This window comes from Pseudomonas sp. M5A4_2d, assembly GCF_053345295.1.
In genome coordinates this window covers 138,140-163,082 of sequence record NZ_JBKEZW010000001.1, presented here as the reverse complement: position 1 = coordinate 163,082, position 24,943 = coordinate 138,140, and the positions used below count along the sequence as shown (strand labels likewise).

19 protein-coding genes and 1 tRNA gene are annotated in these 24,943 nt (G+C 57.8%); 5 read left to right on the top strand and 15 right to left on the bottom strand.

Going from position 1 to position 24,943, the window contains the following annotated elements; translation table 11 throughout:
- Positions 1 to 2: 2 nt before the first annotated feature.
- The 9 genes from ACLBW8_RS00770 to ACLBW8_RS00730 all read right to left on the bottom strand — a co-directional run bounded on the left by ACLBW8_RS00770 (position 3) and on the right by ACLBW8_RS00730 (position 13,139).
- The gene (locus ACLBW8_RS00770) at positions 3 to 1,124 is read right to left on the bottom strand and encodes a fimbrial protein (protein WP_447804322.1); all 1,122 of its coding nucleotides are present in this window, start codon (positions 1,122 to 1,124) and stop codon (positions 3 to 5) included.
- Positions 1,121 to 3,586: a fimbria/pilus outer membrane usher protein gene (locus ACLBW8_RS00765; protein ID WP_447804321.1), complete on the bottom strand. Its 2,466-nt coding sequence runs from the start codon at positions 3,584 to 3,586 to the stop codon at positions 1,121 to 1,123. The genes ACLBW8_RS00770 and ACLBW8_RS00765 overlap by 4 nt, the downstream gene beginning before the upstream one ends.
- A gap of 156 nt (positions 3,587 to 3,742) precedes the next feature.
- Positions 3,743 to 4,489, bottom strand: coding sequence for a fimbrial biogenesis chaperone (locus ACLBW8_RS00760; RefSeq protein WP_064453667.1), 747 nt, complete (start codon positions 4,487 to 4,489; stop codon positions 3,743 to 3,745).
- Positions 4,490 to 4,561: 72 nt separating this feature from the next.
- Positions 4,562 to 5,110 (bottom strand): fimbrial protein, encoded by a 549-nt coding sequence (locus tag ACLBW8_RS00755; RefSeq protein ID WP_447804320.1) that lies wholly within the window; start codon positions 5,108 to 5,110, stop codon positions 4,562 to 4,564.
- Positions 5,111 to 5,388: 278 nt separating this feature from the next.
- Positions 5,389 to 7,617: an ATP-binding protein gene (locus ACLBW8_RS00750; RefSeq protein ID WP_447804319.1), complete on the bottom strand. Its 2,229-nt coding sequence runs from the start codon at positions 7,615 to 7,617 to the stop codon at positions 5,389 to 5,391.
- A 74-nt stretch (positions 7,618 to 7,691) separates the two neighbouring features.
- Positions 7,692 to 10,082: an ATP-binding protein gene (locus ACLBW8_RS00745; RefSeq protein WP_447804318.1), complete on the bottom strand. Its 2,391-nt coding sequence runs from the start codon at positions 10,080 to 10,082 to the stop codon at positions 7,692 to 7,694.
- Positions 10,079 to 10,744, bottom strand: a complete 666-nt coding sequence (locus tag ACLBW8_RS00740) for a response regulator transcription factor (protein WP_064454998.1) — start codon at positions 10,742 to 10,744, stop codon at positions 10,079 to 10,081. The genes ACLBW8_RS00745 and ACLBW8_RS00740 overlap by 4 nt, the downstream gene beginning before the upstream one ends.
- A 150-nt stretch (positions 10,745 to 10,894) precedes the next feature.
- Positions 10,895 to 11,560, bottom strand: coding sequence for a response regulator (locus ACLBW8_RS00735; RefSeq protein ID WP_447804317.1), 666 nt, complete (start codon positions 11,558 to 11,560; stop codon positions 10,895 to 10,897).
- A 235-nt stretch (positions 11,561 to 11,795) separates the two neighbouring features.
- Positions 11,796 to 13,139, bottom strand: coding sequence for an EAL domain-containing protein (locus ACLBW8_RS00730; RefSeq protein WP_064453671.1), 1,344 nt, complete (start codon positions 13,137 to 13,139; stop codon positions 11,796 to 11,798).
- A gap of 421 nt (positions 13,140 to 13,560) precedes the next feature.
- On the opposite strand from ACLBW8_RS00730, the gene ACLBW8_RS00725 reads away from it, so the two are divergent.
- Positions 13,561 to 13,962, top strand: coding sequence for a hypothetical protein (locus ACLBW8_RS00725; RefSeq protein WP_447804316.1), 402 nt, complete (start codon positions 13,561 to 13,563; stop codon positions 13,960 to 13,962).
- 220 nt (positions 13,963 to 14,182) lie between these two features.
- Here the strand turns inward: ACLBW8_RS00725 and ACLBW8_RS00720 are convergent.
- Positions 14,183 to 14,272, bottom strand: a tRNA-Ser gene (locus tag ACLBW8_RS00720).
- A gap of 335 nt (positions 14,273 to 14,607) precedes the next feature.
- Between ACLBW8_RS00720 and ACLBW8_RS00715 the strand changes: the two genes are divergently transcribed.
- The 3 genes from ACLBW8_RS00715 to ACLBW8_RS00705 all read left to right on the top strand — a co-directional run bounded on the left by ACLBW8_RS00715 (position 14,608) and on the right by ACLBW8_RS00705 (position 17,274).
- The gene (locus ACLBW8_RS00715; RefSeq protein ID WP_447804315.1) at positions 14,608 to 15,300 is read left to right on the top strand and encodes a crotonase/enoyl-CoA hydratase family protein; all 693 of its coding nucleotides are present in this window, start codon (positions 14,608 to 14,610) and stop codon (positions 15,298 to 15,300) included.
- 213 nt (positions 15,301 to 15,513) lie between these two features.
- Positions 15,514 to 16,260: a lysophospholipid acyltransferase family protein gene (locus ACLBW8_RS00710; protein ID WP_447804314.1), complete on the top strand. Its 747-nt coding sequence runs from the start codon at positions 15,514 to 15,516 to the stop codon at positions 16,258 to 16,260.
- 42 nt (positions 16,261 to 16,302) lie between these two features.
- Positions 16,303 to 17,274: a magnesium and cobalt transport protein CorA gene (locus ACLBW8_RS00705; protein ID WP_407017246.1), complete on the top strand. Its 972-nt coding sequence runs from the start codon at positions 16,303 to 16,305 to the stop codon at positions 17,272 to 17,274.
- Here the strand turns inward: ACLBW8_RS00705 and ACLBW8_RS00700 are convergent.
- From ACLBW8_RS00700 to ACLBW8_RS00690, 3 genes are all read right to left on the bottom strand, one after another.
- Positions 17,271 to 17,996 (bottom strand): amidotransferase, encoded by a 726-nt coding sequence (locus ACLBW8_RS00700; protein WP_447804313.1) that lies wholly within the window; start codon positions 17,994 to 17,996, stop codon positions 17,271 to 17,273. The genes ACLBW8_RS00705 and ACLBW8_RS00700 overlap by 4 nt on opposite strands.
- A 230-nt stretch (positions 17,997 to 18,226) precedes the next feature.
- Complete coding sequence (locus tag ACLBW8_RS00695) at positions 18,227 to 20,374, bottom strand: 3-hydroxyacyl-CoA dehydrogenase NAD-binding domain-containing protein (protein ID WP_447804312.1); 2,148 nt, start codon at positions 20,372 to 20,374, stop codon at positions 18,227 to 18,229.
- 16 nt (positions 20,375 to 20,390) lie between these two features.
- On the bottom strand, positions 20,391 to 21,596 hold the full coding sequence (locus tag ACLBW8_RS00690; protein ID WP_221295465.1) for an acetyl-CoA C-acetyltransferase: 1,206 nt from the start codon (positions 21,594 to 21,596) through the stop codon (positions 20,391 to 20,393).
- A 649-nt stretch (positions 21,597 to 22,245) separates the two neighbouring features.
- Here ACLBW8_RS00690 and ACLBW8_RS00685 point away from each other — a divergent pair.
- Positions 22,246 to 23,052 (top strand): c-type cytochrome, encoded by an 807-nt coding sequence (locus ACLBW8_RS00685; protein ID WP_447804311.1) that lies wholly within the window; start codon positions 22,246 to 22,248, stop codon positions 23,050 to 23,052.
- Between the two features lie 138 nt (positions 23,053 to 23,190).
- Here ACLBW8_RS00685 and ACLBW8_RS00680 read toward each other — a convergent pair whose 3' ends face one another.
- On the bottom strand, positions 23,191 to 23,994 hold the full coding sequence (locus tag ACLBW8_RS00680; protein ID WP_064453721.1) for a transglutaminase family protein: 804 nt from the start codon (positions 23,992 to 23,994) through the stop codon (positions 23,191 to 23,193).
- The gene (locus ACLBW8_RS00675) at positions 23,991 to 24,941 is read right to left on the bottom strand and encodes an alpha-E domain-containing protein (protein WP_064453722.1); all 951 of its coding nucleotides are present in this window, start codon (positions 24,939 to 24,941) and stop codon (positions 23,991 to 23,993) included. The genes ACLBW8_RS00680 and ACLBW8_RS00675 overlap by 4 nt, the downstream gene beginning before the upstream one ends.
- Between the last annotated feature and the right edge of the window lie 2 nt (positions 24,942 to 24,943).

Sequence of the window (24,943 nt, the reverse complement as noted above, 5' to 3'; positions counted from 1 at the left end):
CATCACTGATAGATAATCGTAAACGTCGCCGACGCATTGGCCGGCCCCGGCATGACCTTGGCCTGCGTTTGCAAATAGCGGGCACGCAACGGGATTGAATAGCTGCTCTCGGTCGTTCGCAGGACCAGGCCACTGTTCTGATTGGTAGACAAAGGCAACCCACTGCCGTTAGTGGTCGCGATCTGCACCCCTACGCCGGTGGCGGCAGGTGAGCTGCCGGTGGCCGTTGGGTCGAGGCTCAGCACGCCAGTGCCGGCGTTGATCGCCGCCCGTGCCGGGTCAATGCGATATTGCAGGGTGTTGTTGACCAGGGTGCCACTGGTGCCCGTGCCGGTGGGCGCGTTGCCGCTCTGGGAAATCCAACCTGGCCCTGCGGTGCTGAATGTTCCCGTAAACGCCGGACAGTCATTCAATTGAATGGCAAAATCGACCCAGCCGCTGGCCGTGTTTATTCCGGTAAATGTCTTGGTCTGATGCGTGCCCATAGGGACTGTCACATCCGGCGTACTGCAGGTGCGCGAGACAATCTGGATACTGCCGGAGATGCCCATCTTGAACCCCAACATTCTGGCATCGCCAAAATTGCCAAACAGGCTCACGGTCGGCAACGTGCTGCCCATTAACACTCCCGGGGAGATATCGCCTATCTTGATGAGGATCAATTCATAATTGGATGGACCATCAAAAGGAACCAGGCACCTCCAGCCCGCCGAACACGTGGTCCATGATGGGCTACTTTGCCTTGGTAGCGGGCCGCCCGTGCTGTTAAAGGCGACCCCGAGCCCCGGAATCCTGGTTCTGTAGACTTTGTTGGCGTAGGTTCCGCTGGACCAACTGGCCAGTGAATTGTTCTCAAGAGTCATCTCCGTCCATTGTTGAAACGGGGCATACAGGCACTCTAGCTTCACTGCCTGGCCCGTCGCCATGCTGAACTTCTGTCGATACACCTCAGTGCCCACCGGCACATCGCGCCCAACGCTGATGGAGGATATCTGCAACGGCATGTCGCCCACCGCCGGCTGAATACCGTTCATGTAGGTACAGGTGACTGCCATGGCCGTGTTGGCAGCGGCCCACAGCGCCATGACGGCCAATCCCGATTTGATCAAAGCCCTGATGCTCATAACGGTACCTTTTGCATAGTGTTGGGCCGCACGCTGTTCGCGACCTGTTTGCCTGCCGCACACACGGCGTCCAACTGCTGCCCCTCACCCGAGCCCGGCGGAATGACCAACGCACACTGCTGATGCGCCTTGCTGCCCCAGTTGATCCGCAATTGGCGGGTATCTGGCTTGATCCGCGCATAGAGCTGACCACCCTGCCCGACCACGCCCACCGTGGCGCCTTCGCCATCTGTCACGCCGGCACCGAACGGCAAGCTGCTGCCATCGTCCAGACGCACATTGAGCAACACCGCACGGCCTTGGTTGGTGGTGTATTTGAGGTGCACCACGGCACCGGCACGTGGTGCTACTTGCTGGCTGGTTTCGTTGAATTCGACGTCCAGGGAGCTGCCGGCCGGGTCGATGGCCACCTCATTCAACTCGTACGGACGCAAGTAAGGCACCACGGCATTACCGCTCCCGTCGAGCCTGAGGCCTGGGTAGCCCGAAACCTTGGCACCCTGCGCACCGGGCGCACTGATCACTGCCATGGTTTCGCCGCGATAAGGCGACAACGTCACACCTTCGGAGTGAGCCACCACCGTGCCGCTGGCGCCCAGGGACGTGCTGGTATACCCATCGCCATAGCCCAATGCGGCATTGAGCATGGCCCGGGCGCCGGTGTACTGCCCGTTGAACGCAGCGCTCTTGCTGCTACTGCCGCCATCGTGCCCGAAGGTAGCGCCGTAGCCATACTGGCGGTCTTCGCCGGCAGTACCACTGATACCGACCTGCTCGCTGTAGTTGCCGCGGGTGTCACGGCCAACCTGGGCGGTCATCTGCGGGCCATAACCCGAGCCGCCGAATTCCAGGGGCATGCTCATGGTCAGCAGAAAACTGTTCTCCATGTCGCCCATGCCCACACGGCTGCGGTTGGCATTCACACTGAAACTCACGCGGTTGAATTGCTTGCTATAGCTGAACTGGTATTGCACGTCGCTGCCCGGCTGGTTCCAGTAGTTCTGGGCATAGCCGCTGATAGTCACTTGGCCCCAAGGCCCGAGCGTCTGGTCGGCGGTGATGGACAGGCGGCTACGCGGGCGCCCAAATAAGCGGGTATCCCAGCCATTTTTCTCGGCATCCAGCAGTTGCACTGCATTGCTGAAATCCAGGTAGTCACCGGTAGAAAACCGATAAGCCGCCACCGAAAAGTTACTGCCGGTGCTGAGTACGTTCTTGCTGTAGGACACGCGCATGCTCTGCCCTTTGGCGGTACCGCCAGCCAGCTCGGTCTGAGCATGAGTCACGTCGACCGCCATGGCACCGATGGGCGTACCGAACGCCACGCCCGTGAGTAACGCCGTGTAGTGGTCGCTCGATTGCACACCACCAAACCCGGTGAACGTGTTGTTCAGGCCGTATTGCAAAGTACCTTGCAGCAGGCGTACCTGTTGGTCGACATAGTTGTTGCGGGTTTCACCGGCGGTAAGGCTGAAACGCGCGGTTCCTGGGCGCAGCAACTGGCTGACCGAGGCATAGGGCACGATAAAGTTCTGTTCCGTGCCGTCTGCCTCGGCAACGCTCACATTGAGGTCGCCGCCGTAGCCGGTGGAGTACAGGTCGTCGATCACAAAGGCACCGGGCGCTACAGTGGTTTCCAGCAATACGTTGCCGGACTGGCGAATGGTGACCCGCGCGTTGGTGCGCGCAATGCCACGGATGACCGGGGCATAACCGCGCATGGAGTCGGGCAGCATCCGGTCGTCGCTGGCCAACTGCACGCCGCGAAAGGACAATGTGTCGAAGATCTCGCCGCTGGTGTTGGACTCCCCCGCCGTGAACTGGCTTTTCAGCGCAGTGATATCGCGCTGTACGTAAGTGTCCAGGGCTTGGTATTTGTTGCCCTGGCGCGACTGCCAGCTCATCGACGCGTTGTGGCGCAGGCGCCAGTCACCCAGATTGAGGCCGGCGTTGAGGCCCATGAAAGCCGAGTCATAGTTACCGGAGCGGGTGCGGTTCCGATTAGCGTTAAAGTTGTAACTGAGCATGCCTGCAGTAACCCCGCGGTCCCACAGTTCAGGGCTGACATAGCCCCGGGAATTACGCTTCAAGGCCGCTTGGGGAATGCTGAGGTCGAGCGCCTGGTTCTCGGGCGAAAAGTTCGCGCTGGCGCCTTGGATCAAACTGCCCAATGCCACGCAGCCCTGACTACCGAGCGCCTGACTGGCCTCGGGTGGCAACTTGGACATTTCCACGCCCTGGCGCTCAAGCAACCCATGATCCATGCACACCACCGGCTTGCTGCCGTCGGGCTGGGCCTCAATGCGGATGTCCTGGCGGCTGTTCAACTGGCCATTGAGCAAAACGTCGGCGCGGTACTGTCCTGGCGTCACCGGGTTACCGGCCTGGTATTTACCGAGGTCAAGATTGCGTGAATCCTCAGGCAGAAACGCGTCGTTGAACTGCACCTCTTGCGCCAACACCCCTTGCACTCCCCATGCACCAGGAGTAACGGCCAATACCCTGAGTATCAAGGTCGTAAGCGGATTCAAGGCAAAGCGAGGCTGCGCCCGCAGGGCAAGCCTGGAGCTGGAAGAGGTTGGCATAATTGACTCGCGGGTAAAAACGTCAGGGATTGATCAGGGCTTGAGTGCTTTCCGAGTCGGGATCAGCGCGCCGTAATCATTGATGGCACTGAACTCCACTTGGGCATCGGCGGCAGGTCGAGTCTTGAGGGTTGGCAGCGGGAACTGCCGGGTTTCGCCCGGGGCAACCATCCCATCCTCACTGCGAGCGCGCGTAGCACCTTGCACCAGGTCCAATTCGACCATCGACACGTAGAACGCCGACGGGTTGAACGCTTGCAACGCCAGGCCCACGCCATCAGGGATCGACACCACTTGCCATTGCACCTGTTCAATCGCTTCAGTGGCGGTTCCAGGCAATCCGGTGGGGCGGTAGAACAGCTTGATACGCGAGCGGAATGCCATTTGCAGGGTGTTGAGGTCTGCGCCGGCTTCGGGCTTTGGCGGAATCTCCAACACGTTGAGCCAGAATATTGATTCTTTGTCGGGGGCAAGTGCAGCGCCCGTGAACATTACACGCAGGCTTTGGCCTTTGGCCGGGTCGATACGCGCCACCGGTGGCGAAAGCAGAAACGGCGCCTTAGAACTGGTGGGGGTGGAGGTCACACTGCCGGTGTCGATCCACGCCTGCATCAGCGCAGGTTGCGTGCCGTTGTTGTTGAGTTTTACGGTGACTTCCTTCTGGCCTGCCGGGTAGATCACCCGAGTGCCGGTGATCACCACACCTGCATTGACCTGAAAACTTGCCAGCACCATGAGGCTTGCCAGCAGTAACTGTTTGAATGGAAGTTTGTAATACATGACGTTGTCCCATCGCTGCCAGAAAACACGCCCTTTACATACCAATCAGGGCGTGTGCTCATTGCGCGCGGCTTACTGATAGTTGATAGAGTACGTCACGTTACTGATAACAGTACCTGGCGTAGTTGCTGCCTGTGCGTAGTACTGAACGGAGTACGGCAGGTCTGCACTCAGGGTGGTCGAATTGATGCTGATACGGCTGGTAGAAGCAACTTGCCCGGTATCGCCGGCTTTGATCGGATTACCATTAGAGGCGTCAACTAGTTGCAGTTGAGCCTTGGTGGCAGTGCCGCTCAAGTTCTTCAGATTGCCGCTGGCCGGGTCAACTGAAGCGCCGGCTTCAAAGAACGCAGAAGCGGTTTTCAGTGCAGCAGAGCACTTGCTCAGTTGAATGCTGAAACCGGTCTGGCCTGCCACTTGGCCGAGTGAGGCAAGCGAAGCGGTGGAGATCGTCGGCAACGTAACAGTGCTGCCCGCGGAGCCGGCAGCACCATTGACCGCAACCTGGCAGGTTTCAGCTTTCAGTTCGCCGTTAAAATTGATGGTGCCGTCCGACGCCATGGCGGCGGAGGTGGCGGTGGCTGCGACCAGTAAAGCGAGGGCGCGGGCTTTGTAATCCATGAGGTAACTCCGAAAGAGCAAGGGTCTAAGTAAGTATTGGAGTTTCCTTTTGCAGGACAACCCCCTGTGCTGTTGCGGGGTTAAGTTTAAGGCGCCGACTGAGCCATCCAAATAGGACTGCTCCGAAAAAACAACTAGCCAGCGTAGATCTCCAACAATTAACTATTCGCGCCCCACGCCTAAGTATCAGTTATTGTTTTTATTGATCACGCCGACACTTCGTCAATAGGAGCACTCCTAAAAAACTTGTGCCCCCAGAGAGCAATTTGCAGCAAAACTCAAGAACTTAGTCCCACCCACTGTTCAACCAAACAACTGAGATGGCCCGCAATAACCACAGTGGCCCAGTTCCCTTCAGCCTGTAATTCAGGCTCGAGCATTTCGGCTGTGGCAGCGATATCCGCCCAACCCGCCACTAACGCAGCGTCGTGCAGGCACCGCACGGCCTGCAACGCCAGGCTGCGATCACGCAGGGCTACCGCCTCAAGCAAACTACTCAGATTCTTGCGCAACGCCTCAGGCCCTCGGGCGTTGGGTAACTGCGTGGGCTGAGCCAGGATAACTTCGCACCACAGCTCAATGGTTTGTTGCAATGGATCCTGATGAATGGGCTTGCTCAGCGCCCCATCCATTCCGGCATCAAAGCACCGTTCGAGGTGTTCATTGCCGTTAAACCGCGAGACCCCGATGATCGGGCAATATGTCCGCCGCTGTTGGCGCTCAATCTCACGAAACTCGCCGGCCAGGTTATACCCCTCGGCCTCTGGCAGATCACAATCCATCAACACCAGGTCGACCTTACGTACGCTGAAAAGGCTCAAGCCTTGGGTAATATCCGCCGCTGACAACGGCTCACAACCCAAGTCACTCAGTTGCACTTCCACTAAGTGCTGATCGATTTTCGTGCCTCCCACTACCAAGACCCGCAACCCCATAGATTCAGGCGCTGTCGATAGTACCGGCGAATCGAGCGCCTCAGCCCATTCGATGGGCAACATCACCCCGATTTCGGTCCCTTTTCCCAGTGTGCTGCTGAGCGTCAGCTCGCCCTGCATCAATTTCACCAACCGCCGACAAACCACCAGCCCCAACCCGGTGCCGCCCTTGCGCTTGTAGGCCTGCTTGTCACGGAAATAGGGTCGGAAAAATGTAGCCTGCGCTTGCTCAGACAAACCGATGCTGCTGTCGACCACCCGAATCATCAGTTGCCGATCACTCTCAAGCACTTGAAGCTGAACCTCTACCCGGCCGACGTCAGTGACCTTGATGGCATTGAAGATCAGGTTGCGCAAAATCTGGGCCATGCGCAGCTCATCGAGTAACAAAGGGGCGATAGGTCGCTCACTCGTCACTGTCAGTTCAAGACCTTTTTCCTCGGCATACGGACGCTGGCTGTCCACGACGCGTTGGACCAACACACCGAGGTTTACGCTTTCCACGTTGAGTTTTAACTGCCCGGCCTCCATCTTGGAGATATCCAGTACATCGTCCACTAAGCGCAATAAGGTGTTGGCGCCATTATTGGCGAGGTCCGCGAAGTGGCGTTGATGTTCATCGAGTGCCGTGTGCTCCAGCAACTCGACAGCGGCCAGTACCGCATTCATGGGCGAGCGAATTTCATGGCTCATCACCGCCAGGAACATTGCCTTCTCTTGCTCGTTATGGATGGCACGTCGGCGCTGCATGCGACTTTGCCAAACCAGTGCTACGAGTATCAACACAATGCACAGCAGCAACCACAACTCACCTTCGTAATGATCGGTGATATCCCTGATGGTCGGAATATCCAGGTTCATGTCGGCGAACCAGGCGTCGTAGATCGCCTTGCGCTCTTCCCCCGTGATGGAGGTCAGTACCTTCTCCAGAATCGACAGCAGGATCACATCATCATCCCGTACCGCCATGCTCACCCCGGTATGCTGCTGGGGCACCACGCCGGAAACCTGCAGTACGCCTTGGTACTGGCGAGACAGGTATGGAATCAGCAACCATTCTGAAGCAATGGCTGCATCCGCTTTGCCGTCCTTGACCATTTCCATCATGTCTACTGCGTTCTGGGCGGAAATAATCGTGACGCCAGGCGCCTTCTCCTTCAAAAACTCCGAATAACCTTCACGGCCCAACATCACTAGCCGCTTGCCGGCGAGCTGCTCAAGATCGGAAAAAGGCTCATTGTCAAAACGGCTGACGAGAATGGTCGAACTGGTGTTGTAAGGCAGGGTATAGAGGACCCCACGATCCTCGGCAGGGTCATCGGAGCGACGCCGGGTAGGCAAGATATCGACCTCACCGCTGATCAGCATGTCTTTGCGGGCACTGCGTGTCGTGGTCGGCACAGACGTGAAATGCAACCCCGTACGTCGTGCGATCAATCCCAGGTACTTGGCCGAAAGCCCTCGCAGTTCACCACCGCTGATGTACTCAAAGGGCAACAGGTTTTCAAATACCCCCACACGTAATATCGGGTTAGCCGCAATCCAGTCGAGTTCCTGTTGCGTGAACGTCAACGTCGGCGGGTTGGCCTGTGCGCCAGCCAAACCAACGTAGCCCAGCAGGACCAGTGCCAGTAAAAGAAGCCGCATCATGGTTGCATCCGATGTGCCCGGATTACCGGTAGCGCATCGAGCGGTGTATCGCCGTCCAAATCATGCCATTGCTGGAGCAGTGCCCGCAGGGCTTGCGTGTAAAAAGGGTTATTCCACTCCGTCTGCGTGCGCAACAGGTTCTCCAGATGCTCCGTCGCCTGCCCCATGGCCGACCACTCCATGATCAACGCTGCACCGTGCAAACGATGAGTCACGTGCAGGGCGGACGGGCGATCACACAGCGCTATCGCCTTGATCAAGCTACCCAGGTCAGTTGCAATTTCCCGGTTGATCCCGGCCTGGTCGAGCACAGGAGCGGTCAAACTCACAGTGGGATCTGCCAGTGTGACGTTGCACCATCGCTCAATGGCCTCACGCAATTGCCCCAGACCAATAGGTTTGCTCAATGCGGCGTCCATGCCGGCTTCCAGGCAACGCTGAAGGTGCTGCTCACCGGTCAAGGCAGAGATGGCGATAATCGGGCAACGTGCGCGGTCCAACTGCTGCTCGAAGGCACGTAACCCACGGGCCAGGCTATAACCATCCTCGTCCGGTAGATCACAGTCCATCAGGATCAAGTCGTACACGGTCTGGGCGAACAGGGCGCGGGCTTGGTCGGCATTCGCGGCCACCACGGACCAGCCGCCGAAGCTGCTGATTTGCGCCCGCAGCACCTCCTGATTTGCCAAGGTGTCCTCCACCACCAGGATCTGCAATGGGCGGGAAACCAGCTGCGCTGACGTGGTTTCTACTTGTGGCAATTCAACCAATTGCGGTGCGGCCACCACGGGCAAACAGATAGTGATTGTGGTGCCTGCACCCAGCTCGCTCCTGAGCGTCAACGTTCCGCTCATCAAGCTGACCAATTTCTGGCAAATCACCAATCCTAATCCGGTGCCCCCTGAGCGTTTGTATGACTGGCTGTCTTGGGCATACGCCCGGAACAGCGACGCCTGCACCTGCGCTGAAATTCCGATCCCGGTGTCACGCACTTCAATCTGCAATTGCCCGACGTGATCGCTAAGCCCCACCACCCGCACGTCAATATCGATACCGCCAACATCGGTAAACTTAATAGCATTGGAAAGCAGATTATGAAAAATCTGCGTCAGGCGGGCGCTGTCTAGCAACAACAAGGGTAACTGAGCCTGTATGTGCGGGTTCAGCTCCAGATGTTTTTCTCTGGCACGCAGACGGTGCAGACCGACGACGCCTTGCACCAACGCCGTCACATCAGTCGATTCGACAGTCAGTCGTATTGGCTTCACCGTCGACCTCGACGTTTCCAAAATATCGTCCAGTAAACCCACCAACGCGTTGGCGCCACTGTTTGCCAAATGAGCAAAATGACGTTGTTGCTGGTTTAACCGTGTGTGTCCCAGTAGCTCCAACGCTGCCAGTACTGCATTCATGGGGGAGCGTATTTCATGGTTCATGACCGCCAGGAACATCGACTTTTCCTGCTCATTGCGTAGCGCGCGGCGCCGCAACCGATGACCGCGGTAGACCAGCCCGCACAGGCCGGCCAACGTCAATGCACCAATCGTGAGGACATGCATATAGTGGTTGACGATACTCAACAGGGACGGAGCATCTACATCCAGATCGTGATACCAGCCCTCATAGATGGCATTGCGTTGTTCAGCCGTGATGGACCCGAGGACTTTTTCAAATATGGAACGCAGCATGACCTGGTCCTCACGGACCGCCATGCTCACCTCCAGTACCTGGTGCCCGACCACACCAGAAGTCTCCAGAACGCCCTGGAACCGTCGATACAGATAGGGCATCAGAAAGGTTTCCGAGGCGACCACAGCATCGGCCCTGCCCTCCTTGACCATGGTCAGCATCTCCATGGCCGACGTGCTTCTGATCAGATGGACCTCAGTCGCCTTTCCCCGGAAAATCGTCTCGTAGTGCTCCACATCTGGAATCATCACGATTTTGCCCTGCAGCTGTTCAAGGTCAAAAATACCGGGACTGTCGACACGCGTGACAATGATGGGCGAGGTGGTGTGATAAACCATCGCTACCAGCCCCTTGGTCGCGGGCTCGGACCTGAAGCGCAGGTAAGAGGACAGCAGATCCACCTGGCCCTCCAGCAGCATGTCCTCACGTGCGGCCAGGGGCTTTCCCGGCACATAAGTGAACTGAAGGCCCGTAGCGGCCGTCACGAACTGCAAGTACTGCATTGACCGCCCGCGCAGTACCCCGTCGCTCATGTACTCGAAGGGAATCAGGCTCTCCACCACCCCGACACGTAGCACCGGGTGCTGCGCTATCCAGTGCAACTGCTCTTCGCTCAGCTCAACAGAGCCGGCCCAGATAAGTGGCGAACCCAGCATCAACAACACAAGCAGTGCAGCCCTCCACAACCAGGCTTTCATGGCGTGCCGATGATTCTATTAAGCTTGAAGAGCTCGTTGTTCGAGGTCACACCCAATTTGCGAAACGCAGAGGTTTTCTGGGTGCTGATGGTTTTGATACTGCGACTGAATTTCTCGGCAATTTCACTCACGGTCATCCCCGCCAAGTAACAGCGAATGACTTCCTGCTCTCGACTGGTCAACTCTGCCTGGACCAACGCGTCTGGCACATCGCCCTCGGCTTGGCGAGTATCATTAGTGACCGTCTCCGCCAAGCGATAGGTCATGTCGGTACTCAGGTACACCGCCCCCGCCGCTACCTTGCGGATAGCCTTCACCAACTGCGCCATATCTTCGCCCTTGCCGACAAAACCACGCGCGCCGACGCGCATGACCAAGCTAACCGTCGCTGGGTCGTGATGCGTGGACAAGACGAGGATATGACAGAGGGGAAACTTGACCCGCAAGGCGCGAATCAGGGAAACCCCGTCCAGTTCGTCAGGGCTCAGTGAAAAGTCCAGCAAGAGTAAATCCGCAGGAGACGTGGCGAGGCCTGCGATAAGGTCTCGGCTGCGTGCATAAATGCCAACCACTTCAAAGTTCGCTTCGGCCGCCAGCGTATTGGCGAGTCCATGTCGAACAACCGCGTGATCATCCAACAAAGCAATGCGTACAGGTTTCATCGTGATCGACCCCACTCTGCGGACCGCACACAGTGCGATCAGAACACAGGAATAGCCTACCGATACAACGTTCAGCCCGTAGTTGAGTATATCCAGTGATCGGTAAATCACATCCCGCTCGTGCTTTTTTCCGAGCAGTGCGAAGTTGAATCAAATACCCTCAATGATGTGCTTGATTCTGAATAACTCATTGTTCGATACCACACCCAATTTTCGAAATGCCGCGGCTTTTTGTGAGCTGATAGTCTTGATGCTACGACTAAATTTTTCGGCGATTTCCGTGATAGTCATGCCCGCCAGGTAACAACGGATCACGTCCTGCTCACGCGCTGAAAGGCTTACAAAACGCAGAGCTTCATCCCGGTTGGTTTCTTCACCGTGATTATTCGCGGCCGTGGCTTCCGCTACCCGGTAAGCCATGTCGGGGCTCAGGTAAACCTCGCCCGACGCCACCAACCGGACAGCACTGATCAACTGATTGATGTCTTCACTCTTACCCAGAAAGCCGCGAGCGCCGACGCGCAAGGCGAGGATCACAGTCGCCGCATCGTGGTGGGTGGAAAATATCAGGAGGCGACACTTCGGGTGCTTTACCCTCAATGCACGAATCAACAAGATGCCGTCTAACTCACTCGGCCCGAGCACAAAATCCAGTAACAATACCTCCGCCGGCGCCGTCGCGAGTCCAGCCATGGCATCACGGCTGCGGGCATAGACACCGACCACTTCAAAATCAGACTCCTGCTGCAATCGACTGACCAACCCATGTCGTACAATTGCATGATCATCCAGCAAAGCAATTTTTAGGCGTTTCATAAATCAAGCGGCACTCTTTATAACGAGCAAAAGGATGAGATATACCGCGCCCTCATCTTTAATAAGTTCTCATCATCTCAGACGAACCTATAAAATCAATGACATCCGTGCTATTGAACAATCGTACATAAAAACACAGGCGAACAAAAAGAGCGGCGAACAATCCAGAGAGCTAGAGGCCGTAAAAGTTAATGTGATCGCGCCAGAATAAACATCAGAAAACTCTTAAAAGTGCTCAGTGCCATGCACTATTATTTTCCCGCTGGATAACGAAATTCAAGAAAGCATCAATTTCCATCGGGCGTGCCAACGCGTAACCTTGCCCTACCCGGCAACCCAATCGATACAACAGCGGAATAGTCGATTCATCCTCGATCCCTTCCGCCACCAAATTCAAACTGAGCAAGCGTGCCCAGTTGACGATGCCGGCGATGACTTTACGTGACGACGAATGCTGCTCCACACCGCGGACGAACGACCCATCAATTTTCATCTCATCAAACGACAGGTTTGCCAGCAGGTTCAACGTAGCGGCGCCCGTGCCAAAATCATCCATCGACACTCGGAAGCCCTTGGCTCGAATAGCCGTCAACGAGGCCGATAAATAGAGTTCGTCCGGCTCGGGTACATCCTCGGTGAGTTCAATTTTAAGCAGTCGACTCGGCAGGTCAGCCTGACGCATTCGCGCCGCCAGCCGATCAGAAAAGTTGGGCGTGCAAATGGTTTTTGCCGACGCGTTCACCGCAATGGGAATCCCGATATTTTCGTGCTTTAGCGCAAGCATGACCTTGATCGTCCACATTTCCACCAGGCTGAACAGCAGCAAGTCCAGGCCCAACCGGTTGACCAAGGGCATCAATACAGAAGGCGGTATTTCCCCAAACCGTGGATGTTTCCAACGCACCAGCGCCTCGGCTCCCACAATACGCCGGCTGCGCAGTTCGAATTGCGGCTGGAACACAAAGCGCAGGCCCTCCCCCGTCGTCAGCGCATTGATCACTTCATCTTCAGCCAAAGAGTCGAAGGTATTCATTCTCAACCTGGCGTCCGGTTGCGCACGGGTCAGTACGGCCGCTCGCAAGGCGTCGCCCAGGGCCAGGGTGGCACCTTCGCGCAGGATTTCCACCGAAATGCCGGCCGTCCGTGCCAACCGGGCATGGGACTCCAAAGCACTAACCGCAACCCCGCCCATGTACTTGATCCAGAGCGGACTGCTCGGTGTTCTGCGGGCCAGCGAATGCCCCCCTTCGACAACACTGGAGGGCGCATCCAAGGCAGCCTCCCCGGTCCAAAAGATACTGGGGAAATGGGTCAGCTTGCCCACCTCATGCATCCCCCTGAGGAGGCTCGGCAACATCAGCCCGTCGCCACACTCAGGACGGAGCTCACACACAATGACGTCGACTGGATATTCGCCCAACCAGGCTTCAACGCCGCTCAAGGATTCGAGGTTGACGATTGGAGTCACCCCCATTCCACTCAAGGCAGAACCCAGCCGGTGTGCACACACAGCATCGGACGCCAACGTGATGACACGTAATGCGCTGAACTCACTGGGCACGGCGGCATTCAAGATCATGATAAAAATTTCCTGGAGACTGTTTCAGGAAAAAGCTTATCAGCGCAAAAAAAGAAGCAAATAGGACTGGGACTAAAAGTACACCCGCGCGGCTCAGGACAACTAATGCCCCCACCCAAGCGGCTGTTGGGTTTCCCACATAAAAGCGTCGTTCTAACACGCTGTCAGAAATAGGTGGGCTACCGGTAATCCGTAGAGTTTTGAACCGGGCTTTGATTTTCCTCCCTGCATCTCCTTTCTCATCAGCTGACCTACTCGCCTACATCAGCGACAGACAGTTTCCTTTCCGGGCACTTAATTGACCGCTTGGTTTTTTGAATCTTCGGGGCAACGCAGGTTGCTCATGGCGCCTCCTGATTCGCCTCAGTTAAGGCATGGAGGTGTCTACGGAATGAGGGGCGATTCACAAGCCTGCAGTTTCGTGCTCTCAGAACAGGCGAAGCAAAAACTGAACACGCTGGCGAAGCAGAACAAAAGCAGCATAACCAATTTTCTTGAGAGCCTGCTCTCTGATGAATACGAGCAGGCCGCCCAACAGAAAACCGTTGCTAAGAATGCCGCCAAAAGGGCCGCAGAAAAGGAGCAGCAACTAAAAAAGAGGCTGGACTCCCTATACCTAGCACTCCAGAAGTGCGCCACGGAACTCACGCAGCGCGTCGTCATGATGGAAGCCGTAGACCTCTCAATCGCCAGCCTCTCAGAGGAGCAGAAGAGCCAAAGCGAAGCGCTTTACGCAAAAACACTAAAAAAGCTTACAGGCAAAAGTCCAACGACATTTCTCAATGAGCAACTCTCTCGCAGCACGGAAAGAGCGCCGAACTAGCCGAGCCCTTCAGGGGCAGCGACGCCAACGCCCACCAGCGCAGCTCGGATCCCGATTTGAACACAAGCGCCAGCGTAGATTGCCAAGAAAGAAAAGCGCCCTATCGCGAACTACCTGACGACAGGGACACCTTTCCAAAATCCGAATGGGGGGACAAATGGGGGAACAAAAACCGTAGAATGCAAAAAGGCCCCATTTATGGGGCCTTTAGGTATCAATATGGCGGTGAAGGAGAGATTCGAACTCTCGATACAATTTCTTGTATACACACTTTCCAGGCGTGCTCCTTAAGCCACTCGGACACTTCACCGTATCTCGTCAAACCAGTTCAGTCTGTCGAGGCGCGCTAATGTAGTCGAAAGCCTTTCTGATGGCAAAGGTTTTTTTCAGAATTTTCATGCGGTTAGGCGGTTATGCCGTTACCCGCCCGGCGAGGGCGGTGATTCTGCCATTCTCGGGCACCGCTGGCACGCACTTGGGGCGGCTGCTGCGCCCTGCCCTGGGCCGTCTAACCTAAGGAATGCTGGAAAAGTCTGACTGAGTAGTCAGTCACGGCGCTTTACCGGGGCGGGCGTGGTGGGTAACGTCTGCGCATGCTCTTCTATAAACAGCCTATCTATAACAAGTCCTACAAGGAACCGCGTCATGAGTGAGTTGATTGCCTACCACCTCGAAGACGGTATCGCGACCCTGACCTTGAGCAACGGCAAGGTGAATGCCATTTCTCCGGCGGTGGTCAGTGAGTTTAATGCGGCGCTGGATCAGGCCGAGAAAGATCGGGCGGTGGTGATCATCACCGGGACGCCGGGGATTCTGTCGGGCGGTTATGATTTGAAGGTGATGACAGCCGGCCCTAAAGAGGCTATTGGCCTGGTGACGTCGGGCTCGACGTTGGCGCGTCGCCTGTTGTCGCACCCGTTTCCCGTCATCGTCGCATGCCCCGGGCATGCGGTTGCCAAAGGTGCGTTCCTGCTGTTGTCGGCAGATTATCGGATTGGTGTGGAAGGCCCGTTCAGCATTGGCCTGAATGAAGTGGCGATCGGCATGACCATGCACCACGCCGGTATCGAGTTGGCGCGGGATCGTCTGCGCAAGTCGGCGCTTCATCGTTCGGTAATCAATGCGGAAATGTTTGACCCGCAGGGCGCACTGCAAGCGGGCTTCCTGGATAAGGTGGTCGCACCGGAAGAGTTGCACGCGGCGGCCCTGGAAGCGGCCCGCCAGTTGAAGAAGATCAACATGAACGCCCACAAGCACACCAAGTTGAAGGTGCGTAAAGCGCTGCTGGAAGCGTTGGATGATGCAATTATCCAGGATCAGGGCCATATCCTGAGCTAACACCCCGCAGCGGCAACGCCAGAGCCCGACCTAGAGTCGGGCTTTTTCTTACCGATAAATCCGAAACCTCTTTAGCCGCTCTAGTCAGGCCTTGTCGGCACACGTTGAAACATGTACTTAAACATCGCCTATCTCCTACGTCTGTAGGGGCAATTGCCGAATACAGTGCACATCCGTACACTGCGCCACCTTTTGTCCCGATGGGCCGCGTCGATGCTCTTTCTGTTACGTATGTTGTTGATGAGCCTGCACTTTATGGTTGCCGGTGTGTTGGGCGTGCTGTTGGGCATTTGTCGGCCGTTCAATCCCGACAACAGCCGCTTGTGCGCGCGCCTCTATGCGCTGCCCGCCATGTGGATATTGCGTTTAAACGTGAAGAGAGATGTCGACTCGCTGCGCAACAAGCCCGGCACGTGCGTAGTCATCGCCAACCACCAGTCCAACTATGACTTGTTTGTGTTGGGTACTGTGGTGCCTTACCGCACGGTGTGTATTGCCAAGAAAAGCCTGAAATGGGTGCCGCTGTTCGGCCAGTTGTTCTGGCTGGCGGGCAATGTGCTGATCGACCGCGGCAATGCGCACAAGGCGCGTCGCGCGATGCTCACGACCACGCATACCTTGCAGCATCAGGACACGTCGATCTGGGTATTTCCGGAAGGCACGCGCAACCTCGGCAAAGGCCTGTTGCCGTTCAAGAAAGGTGCGTTCCATATGGCAATTGCGGCAGGTGTGCCGATCGTGCAGGTGTGTGTCAGCAATTACAGCACCCATATGCAGCTTAATCAGTGGAACAGTGGTGATGTGCTGATACGCTCGTTGCCACCGATTCCTACCGCAGGCCTGACTTCGGATGACATCCCTCAGTTGATGCAGACCTGTCAGACGCAGATGGATGAATGCATTGCCGCGATGGACCGTGAGCTGCAAAGTGCCGTAACAATCGAACTCGCTTCCAGCTAAGCTGCCCAACACCTGTCCTCCTAATAAGAAGCGATCAGCACCATGGGTAGAGTTGTTGCGGCCGCCGTTTACAGCGGCGGAAAGAAAGTCACCGATATTACCCTCGATGAGGGCGCGGCCTGGGCCGCCAAACCCGACCATTTTGTGTGGATTGGCCTGGAAGAGCCCAACGCCCAGGAACTGGCCAACCTGCAACGCCAGTTCAACCTGCATGAACTGGCCATTGAAGACGCCTTGGAAAAGCACAGCCGACCGAAGCTGGAAACCTTCGGCGATGCGCTGTTTATCGTGACCTACTCACCGGTACGCGAGAACGGCAAGCTGGTGTTTATCGAAACTCATATTTTCGCCGGCAACGGCTACATCATTACCGCACGCAATGGGCACTCAGCGTCATACGGCTATGTGCGCCAGCGCTGTGAGGCGCGGCCGCTGTTACTGGAGCATGGGGAAGATTTCGTACTCTATGCGCTGCTGGATTTCGTCACCGAGAATTACCAGCCGGTGAGCGAGGCGATCCATGCCGAGATCGATGAGCTGGAACGCAACGTGTTGTGCAACTCCCTCAATGAAACCCATATCCAGAACCTCCACGGGCTGCGCCGTGACGTGCTGCGGCTCAAGCGTTATGTGGCGCCGATGGTCGAAATCAGCCAGGAACTGCAGAAGCTGAGCTTCCCGTTTATCGACAAGAACATGCGCCCCTATTTCCGTGACGTGCAGATCCACGTGACGCGGCAGATGGAAGACCTGACCACCCTGCGCGATATCGCCAGCCAGACCATTGAGATCGGTGTGTTGCTGGAGGCCTCACGCCAAAGCGTGGTGCAACGCAAGTTCGCCGCGTGGGCGGCGATTCTGGCATTCCCCACCGCGGTGGCGGGGATTTACGGGATGAACTTCCAGAACATGCCCGAGCTGCAATGGCACTACGGCTATTTTGCGGTGCTCGGGTTTATTGCGGCGGGGTGCACCGGTTTGTGGGCGAGCTTCAAGCGTTCGGGCTGGCTTTAAGCCGCAGTCTCTGGCTTGTGCGCGACAAAACGCATCATCCACTCCGCCACGGTGGCACCGTGGTGGTCACGTTCCAGGCTTGCCACGCCGTGGGTGTAGACCTTTTCCCCAAGAGTTGTCTGAAGAATCTCCAGCAACTCGCGGGAATAATCGTGGATGAATTCCGGGTGGCCCTGGAAGCACAGCACCTGGTCTTCGATGTGATACGCCGCATAGGGGCAAAAATCGCTGGAAGCTATCACCGTGGCGTTTTCCGGCAGGCTGGTCACTTGATCCTGATGACTGATCAGCAACGTCAGTTCTTCCACCACCGGGCTCATCCAGGGCGCCTTGGCATTCAGCGTGTAGTCGTGGATGCCCATGCCCCAGCCTTTGCTGGCGCGTTCAGTCTTGCCGCCCAACAGCAGCGCCAATAACTGGTGACCGAAACAGACGCCCAGCAATTTGTCGCCGCGCGCATAGCGTTCGAGCAGGTAGGTCTTGAGGGTCTGGATCCATGGGTCGGTGCCGAAGGAGTCGGCTTTGCTGCCAGTGATCAGGTAGGCGTCAAACACTTCATCATCTGACGGGTATTCGCCCTGGACGACGTTGTAGATTACAAATTCGGCGGCAATCGGTTGCTTGGAGAACAGGCGCTTGAACATCTGCCCGTACCCTTGGTAGTGATCGATCAAGCCTGGACGCAGGATATCGGTTTCCAGGATACAGACGCGTAGCGACATAAAAAATACCTGACACGGTGATGGGAATAATGCACACCCCAGAGCCTGCCTTGAAATACCCCTGCAAAGCAAGCCCCACCCTGTGCCTAACTGCTGGAGCGGCGGTGCGAGGATTCAACTTGCCCGCGATGGCGTCATATCAGCCAATATTTGCAGTGGCTGGCATACCGATATCGCGGGCAAGCCCGCTCCCAAAAGGGTTCTCTATTACCCAAAATATTGCGTTTCGGTCAGGCGAATATTGCTCCCTGTGCAGCTTTTTCCAGTAGCAGAGCCGGCGGCGAGAACCGCTCCCCATACTGCTCGGCCAGGTAGCGCGCCCGAGCGATAAAGTCGTTGAGCCCGTACTGGTTGATAAATTGCAGCGCGCCGCCACTCCACGCGGCAAAGCCAATGCCAAAGATCGAGCCCACGTTGGCGTCGGCCGTCGACATCAACACGCCCTCCTCCACACACCGCACGGTTTCAATCGCCTGAATAAACAGCAAACGGTCGCGCACATCTTGTGGCGAAACCTGATTGTCGGGCTGTTCGAACCGCGACTTCAGCTCGGGCCACAGGTGTTTCTGCCCGCCTGCGGGATAGTCGTAAAAACCGCCCCCGGCCGCCTTGCCCACGCGTTTGTATTCATTCACCAACAGATCGATCACCCGCGTCGCCGGATGCGTCGGCACCGCCTTACCTTCAGCCTGCAGATCCTTCGCGGTTTGCTGTCGGATATGGCTCATCAGGCTGAGCGATACCTCATCGGACACCGCCAACGGCCCCACCGGCATCCCGGCCTTGCGCGCTTCGGTCTCGATCATCGGCGCAGCCACGCCTTCGCCTAACATCGCAATACCTTCGTTGGTGAAGGTGCCGAACACCCGCGAAGTGAAGAAGCCGCGACTGTCGTTGACCACAATCGGGGTTTTCTTGATTTGCAGTACGAAGTCGAAACCTCGTGCCAGGGTTTCGTCGCTGGTCAGGGCGCCCTTGATGATTTCCACCAGCGGCATTTTGTCGACAGGGCTGAAGAAATGCAGGCCGATAAATTTGCCTTGATCAGGCACCGCTTTGGCCAGGCCACTGATGGGCAGCGTCGAGGTGTTGGAGGCAATCACCGCACCGGCGCCAACCACGTTTTGTGCAGCCGCCGACACCTTGGCTTTGAGTTCACGGTCTTCGAAGACGGCTTCGATGATCAGGTCGCAGCCAGCCAGGTCGGCGTCATCCTGAGTAGGATGAATCCACGCCAGGGTGCTTTCCCGCTGTTCGGCCGTCAGTTGCCCACGGCTGACCTGCTTGTCCAGCAGCGCGGCGGAATGGGCCTTGCCCTTCTCGGCCGCCGCCAGGTTGACGTCCTTGAGCACCACCTCGATGCCCGCACAGGCACTGACATACGCGATGCCCGCCCCCATCATTCCCGCGCCAAGCACGCCAACTTTACGCGTGACGTAAGGCGCGAAGCCTTGGGGCCGTGAACGGCCGGCGTTGATTTCGTTGAGCTGGAACCAGAAGGTACCGATCATGTTTTTCGCCACCTGCCCGGTGACCAGCTCGGTGAAGTAGCGCGTTTCAATCAGGTGCGCCGTGTCGAAATCCACCTGGGCGCCTTCAACGGCGGCACACAGGATCTTCTCCGGTGCCGGGAAGCAGCCTTGAGTTTTACTGCGCAATATCGACGGCGCAATCGCCAGCATCTGCGCCACTTTGGGGTTCGACGGCGTGCCGCCGGGGAGCTGATAGCCTTTGTTGTCCCACGGCTGCCTGGCCTCAGGATTGGCAAGAATCCAGGCGCGGGACTTGGCCAGCAGTTCGTCGCGGTCCACCGCCAGCTCATTGATCAAGCCCGCCTGCAGCGCCTGCTGCGCACGGACTTTTTTACCTTCCAGCAAATACGGCAAGGCTTTTTCCAACCCCAGCATGCGCACCATGCGGACCACCCCGCCGCCACCCGGCAACAGGCCCAGAGTGACTTCCGGCAAGCCGAGCTGCACCGACTTGTCGTCCAGCGCGACGCGGTAATGGCAGGCCAGGCAAATCTCCCAGCCGCCGCCCAGGGCAGCGCCATTAATCGCGGCAACCACCGGTTTGCCGAGTGTTTCCAAGCGGCGCAATTGCGCCTTTAACACCCACACACCGGCGTAGAAATCCTTGGCGTGCGCTGTGTCGACTTTGATCAATTCATTGAGATCACCCCCGGCAAAAAAGGTCTTCTTCGCCGAGGTAATGACCACACCGGCCAGCGTGTCCTTCTCCGCTTCCAGGCGCGCGACAGTGGCCGCCATCGCCTCGCGGTACACACTGTTCATGGTGTTGGCGCTCTGGCCAGGCATGTCGAGGGTCAGCACCACGATCTGGTCCTGGCCTTTTTCGTAACGAATGGCTTCGGTCATGACGAATTCCTTGGGCTCAGAGGCGTTCAATAATGGTGGCGATGCCCATGCCACCGCCGACACACAGGGTGGCGAGGCCGTAGCGCTGCTGGCGCACTTCCAGCTCGTCGAGCAACGTGCCAAGGATCGCGCAGCCCGTGGCGCCCAATGGATGGCCCATGGCGATGGAGCCGCCATTGACGTTGACCCGCGCGGCATCGATACCCATATCCTTGATGAACTTGAGCACCACCGAGGCAAACGCTTCGTTGACCTCGAACAGGTCGATGTCTTCCACGCGCAAACCAGCCTTGGCCAGGGCTTTGCGTGTAGCAGGCGCCGGGCCGGTGAGCATGATGGTGGGGTCAGTGCTGGTAACCGCCGTGGCGACAATCCGCGCCCGCGGTTGCAGGCCCAGTTCACGGCCTTTGGCCTCGGAGCCGATCAGCATCAGCGCCGCGCCATCGACGATGCCGGAGCTGTTGCCGGGTGTGTGTACGTGGTTGATGCGCTCCACATGGCTGTAGACCCGCAGCGCGGTGGCGTCGAAGCCCATCTGCCCCATCATCTCGAAGCTCGGCTTGAGCTTGCCCAGGCCTTCGAGGGTGGAGTCGCCACGGATAAACTCGTCATGGTCCAGCAGTACGATACCGTTCTGGTCCTGCACCGCAATCAGCGATTTGTTGAAAGAACCGTCTGCGCGTGCCCTCGCCGCTTTCTGCTGGGACTGTAGGGCGAAAGCGTCGACGTCCTGTCGTGTGAAGCCTTCCAGGGTCGCGATCAAATCCGCGCCGATGCCCTGGGGCGTGAAGTGGCTGTGCATGTTGGTCTGTGGGTCGAGCACCCAAGCGCCGCCATCACTGCCCATCGGCACGCGGGACATAGATTCGACGCCACCGACCACCACCAGGTCTTCAAAGCCGGAACGCACTTTCATCGCGCCAAGGTTGACCGCTTCAAGGCCCGAAGCGCAGAAGCGGTTGATCTGTAAGCCGGCGACACTCACGTCCCAGTCCGCCACCAGCGCGGCGGTCTTGGCGATGTCGGCACCCTGGTCGCCCACCGGCGTGACGCAGCCGAGGACGATGTCATCCACCTGGCGCGTGTCGAGGTCGCTGCGTTGTGCCAGCGCGGTGAGTAAGCCCGCCACCAGGTTTACCGGTTTGACGCTGTGCAAGGCGCCGTCGGCCTTACCTTTGCCCCGGGGCGTGCGTATCGCATCAAAGATCAAAGCTTGGGTCATGACGTCCTCGAACCGCTGTGCATGTGTGCCCCTTACCTTAGGCCCGATTGACACGGTTTCAATGACGGATGCGCTCATTGCTTTTGACACCCACGCTCGGACGAACGGTAGCCAGCTACGGAAAACGGTCGGTTAAACGTTTTAGCTGTCTAGCCTCGGGGCTGGCGCCAAGATGGCCTTAGGCCTCATGCCGTTTTTAGCGGATTTACTGATTAGCTGATATGAAATGGATCTAAGCCGCAAAGAACGAGGGCTCTAAGGTTGAATCAGTAAGAAGTTGCTGCCGGGTTTTGCTGGAGCAGCTGTAAGAAAAGCGACACGTCACGTTGCGATACTGAAATTAACCGGCACGCATTTGACGTTCAGGAATAACAACAAAAGGCAGACAGCCATGTTCAAACACACCAAAGTACGTCAGGCGGGACTTATTCTTTTCGCCACCACCCTGATTCTGATCTTGCCCAATTTAACCAAGATTATTGGGTGACGACTCGATCCTCACATTGCGTGCACACAGTGCATCAGGACTGCAGTTTTTGGCAGCACCTGCCGGGACATTGCGTATAGCGGTCCTGTTGCAGGGGCTGTCTTTTTGCGTGCAGATTTCCGGTATCGTGGGCGCTACCGCCACTTCAAACCGGGCTCCCTCTTGAAACCGATCCTTGCCTTCCTCGCCTTGCTGTTGGCCATGCCTGCTGCGGCGGCGCAATTGACCATTGAGTTGGACCACGCCAGTAAAACCTGGCAGACCGAGGACTTGCTCAAGCACCCGGATGCGCAGACGGTGCAGATCGTTGATGACGTTTCCTACAAGCGCAATATGACGTATCGCGCAGTGCCGTTGGCAGATCTCCTGCCCGGTTTGAAACCTGAAAACCACCTTCAAGCCGTGGCCCTGGATGGATTTGCCGCTGAGCTAACCGCTGCGCCATTGTTGGAGAAACACGGCGCACGTGCCTGGCTGGCGGTGGAAGACCCGGCGCACCCGTGGCCCGCGCTGGCGGAAGGCAAACCCGGTGCCGGGCCGTTCTATCTGGTGTGGACCGACCCGCAAGCCGCGCATATCAGCCCGGAGCAGTGGCCGTTTCAACTCTCCGCCATCAAGCAACTGAAGACGGTGGCCGAGCGTTTTCCAGCCCTGTTGCCCGACCCGAAGTTGGCTGCAAATGACCCGATCAACCAGGGCTTCGCGTTGTTCCAGAAAAACTGCCTGGCCTGCCATCGCCTCAATGGCGCCGGCGATGCACAGATGGGGCCGGACCTGAATGTGCCCTACAGCCCCACCGAGTATTTCAGCGGGGATTTCCTCAAGCGTTATATCCGCGACCCACAGAGCCTGCGGCATTGGCCACAAGCGAAGATGCCGGCGTTTACGGCCAGCGTGTTGCCGGATGGCGAGCTGGATTTGCTGGTGGGGTATTTGAAGCATATGGCGGGGCGTAAACAGCAGCCCTGAGCCTGGCAATTTTTTTGAATACACCCGTGCCCACTGTGGGAGCTGGCTTGCCTGCGATAACGGACGTTCAGTTAACCCATTTGCAGCTGACCCAGCGCAATCGCAGGCCAGCCAGCTCCCACACCAGAGCGGCCTAGCCTATTGCTGCTGCACCGATATCACCGGCGTCGGCGCCACACACACCTTGGCATGCATCTGCTCATGCCCGCCGCCACGGCGCATGCCGCGTACCGGGCAGGCATCCAGGTAATCCAGGCCCACGGCCAGTTTCAAATGCCGTTCCGGCCGGGCCAGTTGGTTGGTCACGTCAAAGCTGTACCAGGCGTCATCCAGCCAGGCTTCCGCCCAGGCATGGCTGGCGAGGTGCGTGCTGTCCTCAGTGTACAAATACCCCGACACATACCGCGCCGGAATCCCCAGGCTGCGCGCGCAGGCCAGGAACGCATGGGTGTGATCCTGGCACACGCCTGCGCGGCCGGCGAAGGCCTGCGCGGCACAGGTGTCGACTTCAGTGGCGCCGGGCGTGTAGACCATTGACTGGTTGAGGGCGTGCATCAGGTCGATCAGCGCGCTGCGGTCACGACGGCGCTGGCAGTGTTGCTCGGCAAAGCCGCGCAGTGCCTCGTCGGGCTCGGTCAGGCGTGTGCTGCGCAGGAACGGAAAGGCTGACTGGCTCTCGTGTTCTGCCTCGCGTAATTCGTCGATATCCACTTGGCCACGGGCGCCAATGATGATGGCATCGTGGGGTTCATCCAGGGTCAGCACGTGCAGGATGTTGCCGAACGGGTCAACCTGCGCCCGCACCGGGCGCGGCAGATCGAGTTGCCAGCTGAGCACATGCTGGCGCTCGCTGTCGTGGGGCGTGAGGCGCAGGTACTGGATGCTGGCGCGCACCTGGTCTTCGTAACGGTAGGTGGTTTCGTGGCTGATGGAGAGTCTCATGCCGCCTCCAGGTAGGAACTGTAGATGGCGTCGCCCAACTGGCGGACCAAGGGAATAAAATCGGTCAGCCAGGCGTGCAGGCCTTCCTCGAGAATTTCATCGATGGCGGTAAAGCGCAGGCGCGCGTCCATCTCGGCGGCCAGGCGCTGGGCCGGGCGGCCATTGAGGCCGGGCAGGCTGGCAAGAATCTGGTCGATCTCTTCGCTGCAGGCCCGCAGGGAACGCGGGACGTCTGCGCGTAACAGCAGCAGCTCGGCCACTTGCCGGGCGCCGGGCGCGTCGCGGTAGATCTCGGTGTAGGCCTCGAATGACGACAAGGCGCGCAACAGGGCGCTCCACTGATAGTAGGCGTGGGCCGTGCCGTCGGTGACGGCGGCGGCTTGGTCACCGGCCATTTCGTAGCGAGCATCGAGCAGGCGCAGGGTGTTGTCGGCGCGCTCGATAAAGGTGCCCAGGCGAATAAAACGAAACGCATCGTTACGCATGATGGTGCCGTAGGTAGCGCCCCGGAACAGGTGCGAACGCTCCTTGACCCATTCACAAAACCGGCTCATGCCGTAGTGGCTCAGCCCTTGTTGGGCAATATCGCGAATATCCAGCCAGGTGGCGTTGATGTTTTCCCACATGTCGGCGGTAATTCGCCCACGCACGGCATGGGCGCTGGCCCGCGCAGCGCCGAGACAACTGTAGATGCTGGCCGGGTTGGCCGCGTCCAGTGCAAAGAAGTGCAACAGGCGTTCGGCGTGCAGTTCGCCGTGGCGTTCGTGGTAATCCTCCAGAGTGCCGGTGATCAACAACGGCATGGCCAACTCATGCAAGCCATCGCCGCGCCCGTCCTGGGGCATCAGCGACAACGAATAGCTGACATCGAGCATGCGCGCGAGGTTTTCGGCGCGCTCCAGGTAGCGCGACATCCAATACAAATCCGAGGCAGTTCTACTCAACATGG

Excerpts from the sequence above, each read along its gene's own strand:
- ACLBW8_RS00710 (WP_447804314.1), top strand. The coding sequence starts at position 15,514 with ATGCTCTTTCTGTTACGTATGTTGTTGATGAGCCTGCACTTTATGGTT.
- ACLBW8_RS00755 (WP_447804320.1), bottom strand. The coding sequence starts at position 5,110 with ATGGATTACAAAGCCCGCGCCCTCGCTTTACTGGTCGCAGCCACCGCC.
- ACLBW8_RS00695 (WP_447804312.1), bottom strand. The coding sequence starts at position 20,374 with ATGACCGAAGCCATTCGTTACGAAAAAGGCCAGGACCAGATCGTGGTG.
- ACLBW8_RS00760 (WP_064453667.1), bottom strand. The coding sequence starts at position 4,489 with ATGTATTACAAACTTCCATTCAAACAGTTACTGCTGGCAAGCCTCATG.
- ACLBW8_RS00680 (WP_064453721.1), bottom strand. The coding sequence starts at position 23,994 with ATGAGACTCTCCATCAGCCACGAAACCACCTACCGTTACGAAGACCAG.
- ACLBW8_RS00735 (WP_447804317.1), bottom strand. The coding sequence starts at position 11,560 with ATGAAACGCCTAAAAATTGCTTTGCTGGATGATCATGCAATTGTACGA.
- ACLBW8_RS00675 (WP_064453722.1), bottom strand. The coding sequence starts at position 24,941 with ATGTTGAGTAGAACTGCCTCGGATTTGTATTGGATGTCGCGCTACCTG.
- ACLBW8_RS00700 (WP_447804313.1), bottom strand. The coding sequence starts at position 17,996 with ATGTCGCTACGCGTCTGTATCCTGGAAACCGATATCCTGCGTCCAGGC.
- ACLBW8_RS00690 (WP_221295465.1), bottom strand. The coding sequence starts at position 21,596 with ATGACCCAAGCTTTGATCTTTGATGCGATACGCACGCCCCGGGGCAAA.
- ACLBW8_RS00705 (WP_407017246.1), top strand. The coding sequence starts at position 16,303 with ATGGGTAGAGTTGTTGCGGCCGCCGTTTACAGCGGCGGAAAGAAAGTC.
- ACLBW8_RS00740 (WP_064454998.1), bottom strand. The coding sequence starts at position 10,744 with ATGAAACCTGTACGCATTGCTTTGTTGGATGATCACGCGGTTGTTCGA.
- ACLBW8_RS00730 (WP_064453671.1), bottom strand. The coding sequence starts at position 13,139 with ATGATCTTGAATGCCGCCGTGCCCAGTGAGTTCAGCGCATTACGTGTC.
- ACLBW8_RS00770 (WP_447804322.1), bottom strand. The coding sequence starts at position 1,124 with ATGAGCATCAGGGCTTTGATCAAATCGGGATTGGCCGTCATGGCGCTG.
- ACLBW8_RS00745 (WP_447804318.1), bottom strand. The coding sequence starts at position 10,082 with ATGAAAGCCTGGTTGTGGAGGGCTGCACTGCTTGTGTTGTTGATGCTG.
- ACLBW8_RS00715 (WP_447804315.1), top strand. The coding sequence starts at position 14,608 with ATGAGTGAGTTGATTGCCTACCACCTCGAAGACGGTATCGCGACCCTG.